The 17,560-nt window shown below is 40.4% G+C and carries 10 protein-coding genes; all 10 read right to left on the minus strand.

All coding sequences use genetic code 11. The features are described 5' to 3' along the window. Position 1: 1 nt before the first annotated feature. The 10 genes from D0T85_RS18470 to D0T85_RS18515 all read right to left on the minus strand — a co-directional run bounded on the left by D0T85_RS18470 (position 2) and on the right by D0T85_RS18515 (position 17,355). Positions 2-901: a vitamin B12 dependent-methionine synthase activation domain-containing protein gene (locus D0T85_RS18470; protein ID WP_163215005.1), complete on the minus strand. Its 900-nt coding sequence runs from the start codon at positions 899-901 to the stop codon at positions 2-4. Further along, positions 894-2,246 (minus strand): dihydroorotase, encoded by a 1,353-nt coding sequence (locus D0T85_RS18475; protein ID WP_163215006.1) that lies wholly within the window; start codon positions 2,244-2,246, stop codon positions 894-896. The genes D0T85_RS18470 and D0T85_RS18475 overlap by 8 nt, the downstream gene beginning before the upstream one ends. Continuing rightward, the gene (locus D0T85_RS18480) at positions 2,243-2,983 is read right to left on the minus strand and encodes a polyprenol monophosphomannose synthase (protein WP_163215007.1); all 741 of its coding nucleotides are present in this window, start codon (positions 2,981-2,983) and stop codon (positions 2,243-2,245) included. The genes D0T85_RS18475 and D0T85_RS18480 overlap by 4 nt, the downstream gene beginning before the upstream one ends. Before the next feature lie 180 nt (positions 2,984-3,163). Beyond that, positions 3,164-6,745 (minus strand): glycoside hydrolase family 2 TIM barrel-domain containing protein, encoded by a 3,582-nt coding sequence (locus tag D0T85_RS18485; RefSeq protein ID WP_163215008.1) that lies wholly within the window; start codon positions 6,743-6,745, stop codon positions 3,164-3,166. Between the two features lie 38 nt (positions 6,746-6,783). After that, positions 6,784-7,788, minus strand: a complete 1,005-nt coding sequence (locus D0T85_RS18490) for a BT_3987 domain-containing protein (protein WP_163215009.1) — start codon at positions 7,786-7,788, stop codon at positions 6,784-6,786. Further along, positions 7,742-9,655, minus strand: a complete 1,914-nt coding sequence (locus D0T85_RS18495) for a RagB/SusD family nutrient uptake outer membrane protein (RefSeq protein WP_163215010.1) — start codon at positions 9,653-9,655, stop codon at positions 7,742-7,744. The genes D0T85_RS18490 and D0T85_RS18495 overlap by 47 nt, the downstream gene beginning before the upstream one ends. Before the next feature lie 11 nt (positions 9,656-9,666). Then, positions 9,667-12,993: a TonB-dependent receptor gene (locus D0T85_RS18500; RefSeq protein ID WP_163215011.1), complete on the minus strand. Its 3,327-nt coding sequence runs from the start codon at positions 12,991-12,993 to the stop codon at positions 9,667-9,669. Between the two features lie 243 nt (positions 12,994-13,236). After that, entirely contained in the window at positions 13,237-14,193 is a 957-nt protein-coding gene (locus tag D0T85_RS18505; RefSeq protein WP_163215012.1) for a FecR family protein, read from the minus strand. Between the two features lie 118 nt (positions 14,194-14,311). After that, entirely contained in the window at positions 14,312-14,869 is a 558-nt protein-coding gene (locus D0T85_RS18510; RefSeq protein ID WP_163215013.1) for an RNA polymerase sigma-70 factor, read from the minus strand. Between the two features lie 449 nt (positions 14,870-15,318). Then, positions 15,319-17,355 carry a beta-L-arabinofuranosidase domain-containing protein gene (locus tag D0T85_RS18515; protein WP_163215014.1) on the minus strand — a complete coding sequence of 679 codons (2,037 nt, stop codon included), beginning with the start codon at positions 17,353-17,355 and terminating at the stop codon, positions 15,319-15,321. Positions 17,356-17,560: the final 205 nt, after the last annotated feature.

Below are 17,560 nucleotides of genomic sequence, written 5' to 3' on the forward strand. Positions count from 1 at the left end.
GTTAAATATTACCAGCAAGAAACTTTTTCATAACCTCTACCGGCATATTGCGGCGACCAGCATAATCAATTAGTTGGTCTTCGCCTATTTTGCCGATTGAAAAGTATTTGGCTTGCGGGTGCGAAATCATTAGTCCCGATACGGAAGCGTGCGGGTGCATGGCGCCGTTTTCAGTAAGAGATATTCCAATCTCTTGCATATTCAGTAAATTATTGAGGATAAAGTTAATAGATTGGTCGGGTAGGGAAGGATATCCCACTGCCGGGCGGATACCTTGAAACTTTTCGTGTAATATTTCAGGCATGCTAAGGTTTTCATTTTTAGCATATCCCCATATTTCTTTACGTACGTATTCGTGCATTTTCTCGGTTGCAGCTTCGGCTAAACGATCGGCAAGGGTTTGTACCAGCAGGTGTTTGTACGAATCGTTTTGGTACATCTTTTCCATATCCTCGCTTACGGTCGATACAAATACACCAACTGTATCTGGTATGCCCGAAGATAATGGACGAACGAAATCACTTAGACAAAGAAACGGTTCATCGTTTTTATGTGTTTGCTGGCGCAGCAGTGGTAGGATGGTGCCGTCGAGTATCAGATTGTCGCCGTCCGAGTTTGCTTTGCACAAACGAAATGCCGATTTAACCTGAAAATCTTCATCCAGCAAGTTCAGCATTCGGTTTGCCTCTTTCAGCAATTGCATAGCTTCGGCAGCTTTGGGACGGTCTTGTTCTTCGAAAGTTGTTAACCAGGAAGCCCGGCAAACATCGCAACCGTGAATATCTGCTATGGCGGCAAAGCGCGGCTGAAATCCCCAGGCATGAAAGAAATATATCCAGTTTATATAAGGGGCGACTTCGTGTAGTTGAAAGTTGAGAGTTGAGAGTTGAGAGTTATGCATTTTCAATTCTAAAAGCAAGTTCCTGTCCGCGGTAGTGTGTATCAATATCTCCGTTTGAATATACTTTATGGCCGTTTACAAACGTTTTATCTACTTTCCATGCAAATGTATTTCCTTCCAAGGGGCTCCATCCACATTTACTCTTAATATCTTTTGTTTCTAATCTCCATTGTTCCGGGCTAACCAGCACCAAATCGGCCTGATAGCCTTCGCGAATGTATCCTCGTTTATGGATTTGGTATAGGTCGGCAGGAGCATGACACATCTTTTCTACCACTTTTTCAATGGTGAACAGTCCCTCATTAACCATATTCAACATGCTGATAAGTGAGAACTGTATCATTGGCATGCCCGATGTTGCTTTTAAAGCTCCCCCTTGTTTTTCGTTAAGCAAATGTGGTGCATGGTCGGTACCTATGGTATCAATAATTCCGGTATTAATAGCTTGTTGTAGTGCTTCCCTGTTGGTAGCTTCCTTTATTGTGGGGTTGCATTTAATCCGGGTTCCGTAGGTTTTGTAATCATCGGATGTAAATACCAGATGAGGAACACAAGCCTCGGCAGTTATCTTTTTTTGATGTAGAGGGAGATTATTAAATAGCGACAGTTCTTTTGCTGTTGAAATATGCATAATATGCAATCGGGCACCAGCTTTTTGCGCTAGTTCAACAGCCAGTTTACTCGATTCGTAACAAGCCTCTACCGATCTAATCAAAGGATGGTATATTAATGGTAAATCGTTATCTACTCCAGCTTCGGCAAGATACCTTTCTGTGTTGGCTTTAATAATATCCTGGCTTTCGCAATGAGCAGCAATCAATAAATCTGTTCCATTGAAGATGTGTTGCAAACTGTTCATTTGGTCAACAAGCATATTGCCTGTACTTGAGCCCATAAATAGTTTTACTCCACAAACTCTGTGCGGATTTAGTTGACCAAATACATTGTAGTTATTGTTAGTAGCTCCAAAATAGCAAGAGTAATTCACAGATGATTTTTCTGCCATCAACTCGAATTTCATATTCAGGCTATCCAAACTGGTAGTAACGGGGTTGGTGTTAGGCATATCCATAACCGAAGTAACTCCACCGGCTACAGCTGCCCAGCTTTCGCTTAAGATATCGCCTTTTTGTGTTAAACCGGGATCGCGAAAGTGTACGTGCTCATCAATAACTCCGGGTAGTAAATAAAGGCCGGTTGCATCAATCGTTTCATGGCACGGCGTTATTGGTTGTTGTCCTGCCGGGAGTATTTCTTTTATTACTTCGTTTTCAATTACAATTGAACCTTGAAATTGTTTCCCCTCGTTTACAATGCAAGCATTGCTTATAAGTGTGCGTATCATGCTTTTTGCGGATATTTGTGAAACCAACTTTTAATCTTCATATTGATTACTCCAAACAGTGCTTCACCAAAAATACTGGTATTCATCTTTGATGTTCCCAGTTCGCGATTGATAAATATTACTGGAACTTCGATTATTTTGAACCCACATTTGTAGGCAGTAAATTTCATTTCTATCTGAAAAGCATAACCTTTAAACTGTATATTGTCTAAATCAATGGTATTGAGTACCTGGCGGCGATAACATACAAATCCGGCAGTTGTATCTTTTACCTGGAGCCGGGTAATGAACTGAACATATTTAGATGCCAGCCACGACATAAGTACGCGCCCCATGGGCCAGTTAACCACATTCACTCCGCTTATGTAGCGCGAGCCAACAGACAGATCGCCTCCTTTTACAGCACAGGCTTCGTGTAAACGAACCAAGTCGTTGGGGTTGTGCGAGAAATCGGCATCCATCTCGAAGATAAACTCATACTTGTGCTCTAATGCCCATTTAAATCCGGCGATATAGGCAGTACCTAAACCAAGCTTTCCTTGTCTTTGAATCAAAAACAATGAGTCGGTAAATTCGGATTGTAGCTTTTTAACGGTATCAGCTGTACCGTCGGGCGATCCGTCGTCAATAATTAAAACATGAAAGTCCTTATCCAGACTAAAAACAGCACGGATAATGTTTTCTATATTTTCAATCTCATTGTAGGTTGGTATAATAACCAGACTATCAGATATCATTCTAGTTTAGGTATTAAATTACTTTTAAATCGCAAAAGTAGCACTTTTCTTCTACTTACAAATGCAAGAAATGATTTTTATTAATGAGTAATGAGTTTTGAGTAATGAGTTACCATGCGGCATCGTTACTCATTACTCAAAACTCATTACTCATTACTCCTTCGCGCCTTCGCGCCTTTTTTACCTCACTTCCTCTATCCGGAACGAGTAAGTTACTGGTCGGTTATCCGGAATCATATATATTGGTAGCGGACGTGGACCACAACTGGCATTTCCTAATCCTTGTTGCAGGCAATCGAGGTTTAAATAAACTTCGGGTTTGCGTACACTGTTCAGATTGAAATCGTGTGAAGCTATCCATGCATCTTTATCAGTAAAGTGCAGTGCGCTGAATTCCAGGTGATCTTTGGAAGTTATCTTCAGTCCTTGTTTGTTATTATCTGTAATGGTGAGCCAGCGCACATCATCCCGGTTACCCATGCTTTGCGAACGCACATAGTGTTCTTTTTCCATACCGGTAGCTGTGGTGTTATACAGACCAAAGAATGCCGACACTTTCCTGTCCCAGTAGTTTTCGTGCGGGCCGCGGCCATAATACTGAATATTTTCATAAGCCTGAGGCAACACCATTTGTAAACCCAAACGATGAACTATTTGTGCTTCTGCCGGTTTGGTGAAAGAGGCATCCACATCAATAGTACCGTCCGAATAAACAGTGTATTTAACAGTATAAGGAATATCGAAAGCACGTTGAGCAGGAATGTTGGCTTTTTCATCAACCAGAATGGTTACATATTTCTTGCTCTCGTCTACTCTATAAGCAACAAAGGTGCTGCTGAACTTTGGTTCGTAATATGTTTGGTCAACATACTTATCGTTAGTTACGCTGCGGTACCAGTTAAAGTTAAGTCCTTTACCGTTATGGAGCATTTCTTTACCAGCATAGTTTAATGAAATTATGCGGCCGGTTTTGATGTTGAATGTGGTAGCAAACCCTTTTTCACCAGTGATAATAAGATTGTCTCCTTGTGTAGCTGTAATAAGTGTAGCAAGATCCTGGGTTTTCTTCATCGCTATTGCAGGACGTTCGTTTACAGCGAATTGTTCTCTGGCTACCTCGTGTCCGGCATCTGCCCATAACGTTTTGTTCTTCAGTGAGAAACTAACATTGAGGAAGTATTCTTTGCCAGCTTCCAGATTCTTGTTGAAAGGAACAGTAAGAATCGTTTTCTGGTTGGGAGCCAGATCAATAGGATTTATGGTTCCCCTTTCCGAAACAACACCATCTTTAATAATTTCCCAGACAATGTTGAACTCATTAAGATTAGTTGCATCGTATTTGTTTTCAATTTCCAGTTTTCCACTATGAACCACCATTGGTTTGATTTTGATGTATTGGAAAACTTTTTTTGCTTCCAGCAATTTGGCAGTAACACGTCTGTCGGGGGTAGTTAAACCGTTGCAGGCAAAGTCCAGATCGTTAGGCTTATCACCAAAGTCGCCACCATAGAAGTAGTGGTTTTCCGGTTCACCAACTTTATTTATTCCTTGGTCTACCCAATCCCAAATACAACCACCAATAAGGCGTTGTGAACGTTCAATGTACTCCCAGTATTCAGCCAGATTACCCGGTGAGTTACCCATGGAGTGCGCATATTCGCAGAAGAAGTAAGGTTTATCTTCATCCATTTGGTCAATACGCATGAGGTCTTTCATATCGGGGTACATCTGTGAGCGGATGTCTGCAATTTCGTTCTTTCCTTCGTAATGGATGAAGCGGGTAGAATCCATTCCCCGTGCTTTATCTGCCATTGCGTCGAAGTTTGAACCATTACTGCCTTCGTTACCCAACGACCAGAAGATAACCGAAGGATGATTTTTATCGCGCGATATAACTCTTTCAATCCTGTCTACGTAAGCAGCCTTCCAACTCGGTTTATCGGATATACTACCGTTTCCGTGATTCTCACAGTCTGCCTCATCCATAATATACAAACCATAATAATCGTATAATGCATACATTTTAGGATCGTTGGGGTAGTGGCTGGTACGCACCATATTGATGTTATGCCTCTTCATCAACAAAATATCTTCGATCATTGACTCTACAGGTACAGCTTTACCATATTTAGGATGGATATCATGCCGGTTTACTCCCTTGAAGTAAATCTGCTCATTGTTAATGTAAACAAGTCTGTTTTTGATCTCTATTTTACGGAAACCAAATTTATTCGACATGGCTTCGAGCTCGTTTCCATTCTTATCTTTCAATGATACAATAACCGTATAAAGATTCGGTTTTTCGGCCGACCATAACATTGGATTGTCAACTGTAGTACTGGCTGTACAGGTAAATGGTTTGCCTTTCTTTACTCCCTTAACCGGGCTTTCCATGGTCTTAACAACTTTTCCGTTGGGATCCAGAAGCGTGGTTACTACCTTACCTTCCGAAGCACCTCCATAGTTTACAACAGATAAGTCGGTCAGGAATTGAGCAGAGGTGTAATCGTCTCCTTTAAATTCGGATTTCAGGAAAAAGTCGCGCACATGTAGTTTGGGTGCAGCATATACATACACATCACGGTGAATACCGCTCAGGCGGAACATGTCTTGATCTTCAATATAGCTGGCATCTGTCCAACGGTATACTTCGGCAGCAACAATGTTTTCTCCTTTCCTAACGTAGTTGGTAATATTGAATTCGGCATCGTTGTTTGCCCCTTCACTGTAACCTACTTTCTTTCCGTTTATCCAAACATAGATTCCGCTGTATACACCATTAAAATGGAGGAAGATTTCTTTTCCATCCCAATCGGCAGGTATATTAAAGGTACGACGATAGGAACCTACAGGATTGGGCTCTTTTTCGTTGGTATATCCTTTCTGCGATTGGATAAGCGGAGGATTATTTTTGTGCGGATAAGTGATATTGGTGTAGATAGGTGTTCCGTATCCCAGCATTTCCCAGTTTGAGGGTACAGGTATTTCTTTCCATCCGGAAACATTATAAGTCTCTTTGTAGAAATCAACCGGACGTTCCGACGGTTGTTTTACCCAATTGAATTTCCAGTTTCCATTGAGCGATTGATAGTAGGCAGAGTTTGGTTGTTGCCAAGGTTCATTAAAGTGCTTATCAGCTTTCAGGGCAGCCACTGTAGGATAAACGGTATAGGTGGCGTGTCCTTCTTCTTTGTTTACTGCAAAAATGGTTTCATTCTCCCACTCGGTTTTTCCCCGCACAATTATTTCTTCGGGAACTTTCAGTGAAGTTTCTTGCAATCGCCACAGTTGTGAAGAGTTGGGTAGCTGATAGAGGAGTGCACCGGCAGCTTCTTCACCATTAAACGCAAGTTGCATACCACTATTACGTTGGGTTATACGATAAGCTCCGGTTCCGGTTACTTCCAGTTTCCAATGTTGGTTACTGTTTGATCTGCTTTGACCCCATTGCAATATAGCATTGCCATTACCTTCTTGAACATTAGCGTTATCAAGACTTTTTTCACCATAAGGGTTGGTTATAAGATAATGTCCGTTGTTTAGCCGGACGAGTTTCCACAACTGCCCTTTATTGTTCTTTACATCACGGGCCAGATAAATGCGCGCGTCATCGTTCTGACTTCCTTTGTTATCTACTACCAGCCCTGAAGGACTTACAATTTTGTACAGTACATCTGTATTCAGGTCTTGTGCAATGGCACGGGTGCATAGAAGCACCAATGCCATTACTGAAAAATACCTAAAGAAAACTAGTTTTTGCATGTTACTAAATTAGTTGAATAATATATAAATGTGATATCTTAATATCCACGTACCATCACCTCGGCCAAACTGGTATGAGGCGGATTATTACTTTCGGCAAAGATAACTTTTAAGTAGCGCCCCCGGGTATGATTTACAGGGAAATTTTGTTCGTTATCTCGTTCTTCCAACTGAAAATCACCAGCTTTCACAAAGTCTGTGTTATTTTCACTCAGCCAGAACTCTCCTGCACGCAGACTGTTGTTACCTTGACGACGGATAAGATTTACCTGAGCAATGGTATAAGACTGTTGCATGTCAATAGTTACGTGATGTGGCATCTCATCAGTTCCACCATCCCATTTGGAATGCCAGAAAGTGTTTATGTCGTTATCAATCATGTGGATGGCTTTCCCGTTTTTGCCATTGTCTTCGCCTGTGGCTTCTTCGGTACTGAAACCGGCAATGGCCCAGTTGCTCCGACTGATAAGGGGTATTGAACTATCAAGTGTAATAATACTTATAGCCTTGTTCTTGTTAATGGTGATAGATGAGGTTGCAATTTTGATAGGCAGAGTGTAGGTGCCCTCTATTTGGGGTAACTCTTTTAACTGAGTAACGTCAAAGTTGATATCTATCACCCGGTTTACATCTTTTACTTCACTCCCGAAAGAAACTTCGGAAGTACTAATTGTGTAGCATGTGGCCGGTATAAGGCTGTAGTTAGTACCGTTTTCGGTGTTGTATTCGTTCAGCTCTGCCTCGGTAAATACGGCTATTTTAACTGTAGCATCCGATTTGAGTGCTCCTGACTTATAAATACCCAGATTGTATGTATAGGCATCTTCCATTTCATAAAGACTGATGTTTTGCACACCATCATTTATAATATATACCATGCTGGGGCTTAGATTAGCCTCTTTCCCATCATTCTCGCAGGAGGCCAACGACAAACTGAATATGAGAATAATTGCTGAGAGTATATTGTATTTCTTCATCATTAAATCGTTTTTAAAGTTACCACCAAGGATTTTGTACCATTGATGTATTGCGGTCCATTTCATATTGTGAAATAGGAAACAGATACATCTTCTTTGTAAATACCCTGTCTTCAAATTTAGTTCTTTCATAGAAATCGGTGGATTCAAATCCATCTCCTGCATGAATATTCATGCCATAGTGTGGGCCATTATCACCATACATTCTTTTTTCAGCCGGTCTGTTGGTATCAGTTTTATCCGAGAGCCATCGTCGGCGGGTGGTAAAATAGCGGTCGCCTTCAAAACATAGTTCTACTTGTCGTTCACGTATAATGTATTCAAGTTGCTTATCCTTGTTACCTTTTATCCCAGGATTAGTATCGAATATGCTGGGTAATCCGGCTCGTTCGCGAATCATATCCCAGTATTTCTTGATATCGGCATGTACGGGATCATATTCGTTGAGTGCTTCGATATAATTCAGATAAATTTCGGCAAGACGTATATACGTATGTTGACGCCATGGACCATATTGTTCACGGAATGGATTACTATTAGGATTTATGAACTTATTTATCAGATATCCTGTTGTTGAGTGATCGGATGCTCCTGCACCGGAAACTCCGTTTTTGTATAATTCTGCTCGTCCCCAACCGTCTTTATTTTTGTTGCTCGAATAGTTATCCCGGTCGTCTGCTGCCACCTGTGGTATTGGGCGTCCATTATATAATACGCTTGCGTAAAATCTGGCTTCCCTGTTGGTGTACATGTTCCAATCTCCTTTTCTGTTACCCCATGAGTTTCCGGTTTGTATCTCTTTTATTTCATCATTTACCCAGTTAGGATGTGCATCTTCAGCAAATCCTTCTTCCTTATAACCACTTTGATTGTCTTCAATGGTTCTTCCGTTTATCATAAAGAAAGCATCTACCTGACGTTGTGTTACCCCAAGTCCGTTCCATCCACCAGGACGTGGTGTGGCATGTTTTTCAAATCCATGCACATTGATCCTTGCTGTAGCCCATAGTACTTCACTATTCCATTTTTGTAAATGAAGATCGCGTACAGATTTATATGGATTGAATACTGCATCACCATTATCACTGTTGCGATATAATTTAACGTCTATCGAGGAATTGGTTTCGGCTGCATCAATAAGGGCTTTGGAGGCAGCAGCAGCTTTTTTCCATTTATCTTCACTATATTGTGTGTTAACTAAAGAGGTACCATCAAGATTTTTAAATGATGCATATTCGGAGTTTCCATTCCATTGAGGACTGGCAGCCATAAGTAGAACCTGAGATTTTACAGCTTTACATGCTATCTTATCGGCTTTACCTAACCATTTGGTATCTGTTTTCCATGTCCATGGTAAATCGGTTTCGGCTTCATCAAGCATTTCGCAAATATAATCCACACATTCTTCATAAGGTGTACGCGGATATGAATTCCAGTCACTGTTTAAATCAGTCTCTTCTTTAATTAGAACAAATGGGCCGTATTGGCGAAGCAATAACCAGTAATAATATCCCCGTAAAAATTTTACTTCCGCCTTATATTGTGTTTTCAATACGGCTGACAATTCTGTACAACGATCTACATTGTTCTCGAAAACAAAAGATGCCCTGATTGCTTTATAATATTCACCCCATGGATCATAAAGTACATTAGTTGGGTTCCAGTTACCCACATTAATATTTGCTGTATGATAGCGTTCCCATACCAAATCGGCTTCATCGGAAGCTCCTACCCAGGGAGCTATGTCCCAAATAGTATGGTCTTCGGGCAGTTTAGAGTACACACTGTACAAATATGCTTCGGTTTCTTTCTGGTTCTTCCATACCATATCCATTGTTTTCTGGTCATCGGGCATCTTATTAAGATAGTCTGCACATGATGTTAATAATAGTGCGGAACCTACTGCACTGTATATAATTGTTCTTATTTTCATACTATTTTATATTAGAAGTTAACTCTCAAACCAACATTCATTTTACGTGGTAATGGATATGCATCACCTCTTCCTTTACCAGTTTCAGGATCCCACATTTTAAACTTGGAAAAGAGTGCCATGTTGGTTCCATGAAAATAAATTCTCAATCCTGTAATGTGTAAGGGTCTTAGCAACTTGCGTGGAACTGTATAACCAATTTCCACATCAGCTAAACGAAGAAAACTGCCATCATAAAGCCATTTGGTTGAACTGCGGTAATTGTTTTCCGTACCACCAATACTCAATCTGGGATAGAAGGCATCTTGTCTGGGATCTTCAACAGTCCAGCGGTCAAGTGCTTCTACAAACAGGTTACCACGGTCGCCTCCTTCCTGAAAAGGAACAAAACCCTCACCTCCCAGCATGTAGGATACACGGGTTTGTCCTCTGAAAAACAACCCTACATCGAATCCTTTATAGCCAAGTTGTACACCGAATCCATATAAAAGTTCGGGAATATTGGAATGTCCGATAGCTACCTCATCGTAGGAGTTGATTACACCATCTCCGTTTACATCCAGGTATTTGATATCCCCAGGACGAACATTGCCGAATTGTTGTTGTGGACTATTAGCTATTTCTGCCTCATCTTTGAAATATCCTAAGGCAATCAGCCCAAAATTTTGATCCAGTTTCTTTCCGGTGCGGTTCTGGTACTCATACAACCATGCAGGTTCGTCCTGCTCTAGTATTTTATTGCGGGTATAAGTTGCATTGGCATATAGGCGTGTAAATAATTTGCCAAAAGTATGACTCATTTCCAAAGTACCATCCAAACCTTGATTCCTCATTTCGCCCAAGTTAGCAAATGGTTTATCGTTAATACCTACAATGCTGGGTAATGAGCCACGTTGAACAAGAATACTGCTTCTTTTTTCATGAAAATAATCCAATTCCAGTGAGAATGTTCCATCAAAGAATTCAGCCTGAAATCCAATATTAGATTTTAAACCCTTTTCCCATGTAAGATTGCTTACTCCAAACTGGTTTTCGCCTGTTCCTCCGTATCCTGTCTCATCCCAGCCGAATTTGTAATCACCTAATCCTTTATCTACTATTGTAAGATAGCTGTAGCGGCGCCCTCCCGGTAAAGCTTCGGCACCCACAAGCCCAACAGAACCTTTAAGCTTTAACATGTTGATAGTTCTGGAAATGTTGCTGTTCTGCCAGAAGTTTTCATTGGATATCAGATAACCTACTGCACCAGCAGGAAATATTCCAAAACGTTGTCCTTTAGGAAAGTTTTCAGAACCATTGTAACCCAGATTAAACTCTGCAAAATAACGGTCGTATAGTGCATAGGTGGTACGGAAAGCTATTCCTTGTTTGCGGTAGGGTAACGATTCTATGGCAGAACCTGCATTCCCATTTCTGAAATCCCTTTGGTAGTACATTGCCATAGCCCCTACGCGATGAATGTCTCCGAAAATTCGATCGTAATTTACCTGAAGCTTTAATTCCATTGCTCTGTTGCTACTAAGGGATCTGCCGTAACCAAGGTATTCATCTCCAATATGGGTTTGAACAAGTTCCAGTTCTCCATTCTCATCGCGTCCGTTTGCCAGGTAATAAGAGTCTTTCTTTTTTCGTTCTATAAAAGTTTGACTATAAGCATCAAAAGAGTATGCTATGTTTGCTTTCAAGCCTTTCAATATAAAACCAAAATCTTGGGTTAAGCGCACTTGTCCTGTAATCTGGTTACGGAATTCAGTGGTAAAACCAGAACCCATTAAACGCTCTACAGGATTTTCTGTTGTAACAGAGTTGCTACCTGCCCATACATATTTAGTGCTTCCATCCCTGTTTGTTCCATAAGGATAATTAATGGGCATATTCACCGGATTGGCTACATAAGCTTTTCCAAACAAATCGCCGGTAGAGGTTCCAGGGTAATGAGAATCAATCAGGTAGCCCCCTAATTCAATATCAAGATTAGTTGTTTTTGAAAGAGAAACATCTATGTTGGTACGAAAATTATAGCGATTGAGTGAAATGTTTGACTTATAAGCATTTTGTGAATTGTTCCTGAAGTTGCCGTTTTCGGTTAATACTCCTACCGAAACAAAATAACGTGCTACTTGCCCACCACCATGAACATTAAGAGAAATGATGCTATTGTCGGAGTGATCTTTGAATATTTCATCGAGCCAGTTTACGTTGGGATATAAATAAGGGTCTGTTCCATCCATCGTTTTTTGAATGCGGTCTTCCGAATATATTTCTTTTCCTGCTGCTTCGTTATAAAGGCGCATGTAGCCAACACCATCCAACAATCTGGGTACACGGGTAAGTTTACTGATTCCATATTCCATTTTCAGTTCAATACTGGGTTTGGTGGCAGCTTCTCCTTTACGTGTAGTAACAAGCACTACTCCATTGGCCGCCCTTACTCCATATACAGCCGTGGCAGAAGCATCTTTTAATATAGATACGCTTTCTACTTCTTCAGGATCCAGGTTATCCATAGAGCGCTCTACCCCGTCGACCAAAACCAGAGGTGATCTATTTGCTCCGAATGTAGAAATACCACGAATCCAGAAATCAGAATTGTCATATCCGGGCTCACCCGATCGTTGTACTGCAACAATCCCTGCAAGTCGACCACCCAGTGCATTTGTAAGTGAACGGGCTGGAGTTTTGAGCTCGGCAACTCTTACTGAAGATATGGCTCCTACCACGCTTGCCTTGCGTTGAGTACCCATACCTACAATTACAATTTCGTCTAACGCAGTTACATCTTCTTCCATTACCACATCAACACTTAAAGAAGCAGGAACTTTCTTCTCTATGTTGCTGAAACCCATAAAGCTGAATACGAGCGTTTCACCCTGATTGGCATTAATTACATAGTAACCGTCCAGATTCGTGATTACATTCCTGTCGGTTCCTTTTACATTAACTACTACACCGATAAGATTTTGCCCTTGGGTATCAATTACTTTACCTTTAACCTGTTGTACAGGCTGCGCTTGCTTAACAGCCTGTATTTCTTTATTCTTCATCAAGGTAATGTAATTACCAGATAGTTTATAGGTAATGGAAGTTTTGGATAAAGCCTCTTCCAGAATTTTACTCACTGGTTCATTTCTTGCAGTTACTTTTACTTTGGTAGTAAGAGAAACCTCATTTTTACTATAGATAAACAGATATTCTGTTTGTTTTTCGATTTCACTGATTAACTGTTCCAGTGATATTTCATTACTGGTGTTAAGGGTAACTTTTGCTGCCTGCGAGAAACCGTTGACAGCATATAGCTGTGCTGAAATCAATAAAGGTATAAACATTGATAACTTCATAAGATACCTTAGTTTGTTCTTTTTCAGTACTAGATAAAGATACAAAGCATAATTTTTCATATATTTGCTTGTAGTTTTGGTGTTAATACTAGATTTTTTAAATTAACCGTAGAGATGAAGGTATTTGGCACCTTTCGTAAAGGGGGAATGTTGGAGCATTCTCCCTTTTATCTTCTCTGAAATGGAAAAGAATTTTGTTATCCGCTCATGATATAAATGTATTAAAGGATTAGTTTTAGAAAATCAATAAATTATATAGGTATTATTTGTGGATTTTTTATATTTGAATGGGTATAATGATTGCATTGCAGTTAGAATGAATTCCACATCATCGTTCTCTCTGAATTTACCGGATAAAGTGTTTCCTAACATATAGTTGTTTGTTATATCAAAATCAACTCCATACCACATACTTATCTTGTTCAGTAACTTTCTGAGGGTTGCTTCTTCGAACTTATATAAGCCACTTTGCAAATAGTAGATGTCGGCCAGATCGGCTTCTGATTTTACTAGTTTATCATCAACCAGGGCAACTCCCTCATGTGGCTTTAATTCTACTTTCTCCTCTTGATTATATATTATAACTGATCCTTCGAGCAAGGAAGTTTCAAATACAGAATATTGCGAATAAGCAATTGTACTAAACACAGTTCCCAATACTTTTACACTGTATGTACTTGTTTGCACAATAAATGGTTTACTGGAGTCGGCGGTTACATCAAAAAGAGCTTCTCCGTCTAACTGTACTTCTCTTGTTTCGGAAGTAAATTTAGCAGGAACTTTCAGGCTGGATGATGGGCCTAGATGAACTTTGGTTCCATCGGGCAGTGTGATTTCTTTGCGTCTGCCTACTTCGGTGGTGTACTCTTGGTATTGTTCTTCTTCGTCTTGATTGGATAAATACATCTGGAAGCCCCAAGCTAAACCTATGACCAGTAGTAGTATAGCGGCATATCTGGTGGCCAAGCGAGTGATATGCCGCATTTTTATTTGATGTATTCGTTGTCTGAACTGTTTAAACCCTGTTTCGGCGAATTGTTTATCCTCTGGTTGACTAATCATTTGAGCTAATGAATAGTTGTTTTGAATCCTGACGAATTCTTCCTTCATTTCAGCATTGTTTTCCATCTCGCTGAAGAGGTAGGATTTTTCTTCGTCAGTCATGTTACCAAAGAAGTATTTCTGTATTTTCTCGTCCATAAATTAATGTCTTATATATATAAGTCGAACGAGAATGAAAAAAGTACCAAAGGAAAATGAATTTATTTTGTTTTATTTTTTAATGTGTTTATTTTCAATATGTTGCAAGTTGGCTGTTTTAACTGATCAGAAAGAATAATAAAGGAATATAGTCTTTCAGTTCCGATTTCATTTTCTTTAGGGCAATCGCTATCTGATTTCGTACGGTATTAGGTGAGAGGTTCATTTGCTGTGCTATTTCATCGTACTTAAGCCCTTCTATTTTATTAAGAATAAAGATATCCCGGCATTTATCAGGCAAACTATTGATTGCTTTTTCAATTATTTGTTCAATCTCGTTGTCGGACAAAGAGTTATCAAATAATTCAATGGATTGAAGTTTGAAGGTGTATTCCTGTATAAATGTGTTTTGCATGTTTTCCTTTTTATCGTCGGCCATTATTTTCTGCCTGAGGAAGTCGATACACCTATTTTTTACCAACCAGAATAAGAAAGCATTGAGGTTATGGATGGAGGAAATTTTATCTTTCTGTTCCCAAAGATAAACGAAACAATCCTGAACGATGTTCTCGGCATCTTCACTTGCGAGAACATATTCTTTGCAGAAACGCACAAGTTTAGGATAATATTTCATATATATATCCTCAAAAGTGAGATTCAACTGTGGATTAGTCATTATCAAAGAGTTTCATTGTTGTGATGGCAAAACTAATAAAAATATTAAATATCAGCTGTTCTTTGAACATGATTTATTTGCAAACTATTAACATTTACACTTTAGATGCTGTTTCACTGAAAAATAAACTTCGGAATGAAAACTTCAACATTCAATATTCTGTATAGTGGTTACCACTACCGGCTTAAATGGTTACCACAACAATGTTTAGTGGTAACTGTTACATATTTTAGTGGTTACCACTGGTCTCTGTAGTGGTAACCGTTTTTTCAAATTATGGGAATAAAAAACGGGCAGAAAAACATGTTATTTTCCGCCCGTTCCGTGTATACTATCTGTATATCTTTGTTATACGAAAGATACGGATATTTTTTGATATTCCCAAATTGCTATTAATATACAATAACGTATGGCCGATGCAAAAAATAATAAAATATAGGACAATCAGCTTACTCGTACGAAGCAGGAAACGCCGATATCCTCAACCTTGCTGCACCCATTGGTACCAACGTAATATCGTCCACTTGTGCAGCTTTCGGTGCATCTTCATCCGGAAGAACGGCACATAGTCCGAATTTGTCTATCTTCCACGAGGGTATTTGCCGTCCTTTGGCTTTCACAATAATGGGAGATGAATCTTGTGTGAATGGAAAATTATCGGCAGGCCATGGTCTTTTCTCTACTTTCAGATTGGTAAATGGATTGCTTTTGCCCAGTACCAGTGCATAGTTCCACGGACTGTTTGGATATAGTTCGTAAGTAGGCCATTTGCTGGGGTCGGCAGTTTCTTGCCATTTAGAATCCCAGATTGCACTTTCCTTACTATCTACCTTTTTATGTTCTTCATCAATATTTAAAGAAAGGGTAAGAGGACCGTAGTCAATACTTACGCTGTTCTTATTAACCTGCCATGTAGTAAGGTTAAAATCCATTGGGAAGTTCAAGGTAATTTCGTCGCCTCCGTTCCATTCACGGTTAATGCAGATATACTTACCCGGTTCAATAGCAGTACTCTTACCATTAACCAGGATGTTTGCTTTGGCAGTCCACGAAGGAATACGGAAATAGAAAGGGAAAGTAACTGCCTTATCGGTTTCAACGCGGAAACGTATTTGTTCTTCGAATGGATATTGTGTATCCACATGTACGGTTATCTCTGTACCATCGGCAACTTTAACCTGTGCCTTGCAAGCACCATAAATAGCAGCAGCAACACCATTATCGGCAGTGGCCAGAATAAGGTTTTCAATATAATACGGCCATCCCTGTGCATGATTATGTTGGCAACAACGACTGCTGAAAGGATTCATTGAGAGGAAAGGTCCGGCATTGTCAATTCCCGGTTTGTGGTTTTTTGAATCACTCATTACATGGTTAGGACAGGTAATGTAGCGCAATGATTTGAAGTCGGGCATTACGGCTGCCGGATAAGAGTTGAATGCAATGTTTTCGCAATGTTCGGCCCAAAGAGGATCGCCGGTATACCGGAGTAACATTTCGTCGGATGCCATCTGCTCTACAAAACCACAGGTTTCTGTTCCCTGGCGCGGGTCGATGTACCCCATACGGGCATTCTCGTCAGACCCGAACATACCCCCCGGTACCTGACCAAAGGTGCGGCGTATCAGGTAATGGTTGTTGTATGTGGCATGCAAATGTGCAGAGTCCTTGGTAAGCATATAATAAGTGGCAGGCTCTCTGAAACTTTGTGCAATGTTTACGTTGTGCCAGTTAGGTAAAGAAGTATCCTGCATCCAGTCGGCTGTACACCGATGAAGTTTGTGTGCCAGATCGAGAAGGAAGTCGTCGCCAGTGATGTTATAAAGCCAGTAAACGCTGTAAAGGTTGTCGCCACCACGTGAGTTTTCCCAATAATCCCGTAGGAAGTCTTCGTCGGGAACAGTCATTTCCCATTTAAAATACTTGGTCATCAGGTCGATAACACGCTGATCGCCGGAGTATTCATAATACGATTGCAGGCACCAAAGCATAATCATGTTGGCCCATAACTCCCGGCGTCCGTTTCGGATGTTATCCGGTCCAAAGTATCCGTCGGGCTGTTGGCTGGCAAACACGGCTTCAATCCAGCTTTGGGTTTCGGCAAGCATTTTGGGGTCATCCAGTATATAAGCAATGTTTGCGTAACCTTTTAGCCAGTAGGGAACTTCTTCCCAACCGAAGTCGCCTCCGGTATTGAGCCATGCATTGTTCTTTTTGTCCAGCCAAGCACTAATTTCTCCCAGATGTCCGGTGAGTCCGTCGCGTTGAAGTTCAATGTATTTCTTTAACCATCCTTCGGGTTTTACTTTACCAACAGGTAGTTTAATGAAATGATCCGGCAGTAAAGGAGCCCGGTTGCCAATGTAATGGCTGTTGGTAGTTTCTACCGATGGGCGGTTGACTATTGTTACTGATTTGTCTGGTTGGGGGGTGCAGCCTGATAATAGAAGGCTGAATACGATAATTAATAGCGTATTAATTTTCATGGTAAATAAAAGAATTGGTGTTGGTTTATGAGAAATATCCTCCTCCGCCCTTCGGGCACCTCCTCCAAAGGAGGATACCATGCGGAGACACTGTATAATGTGGAGACTGTATAGCGCAGCCTATCCTCCTTTGCTAAAGTCATTTGACTTTGCAAGCGATTAATACTCTTTAACGTTCTTTGAAATATTGTTTATAATATCAAGA

It is taken from the genome of Bacteroides sp. 519 (genome assembly GCF_010500955.1).
Lineage (GTDB): Bacteria > Bacteroidota > Bacteroidia > Bacteroidales > Bacteroidaceae > Bacteroides.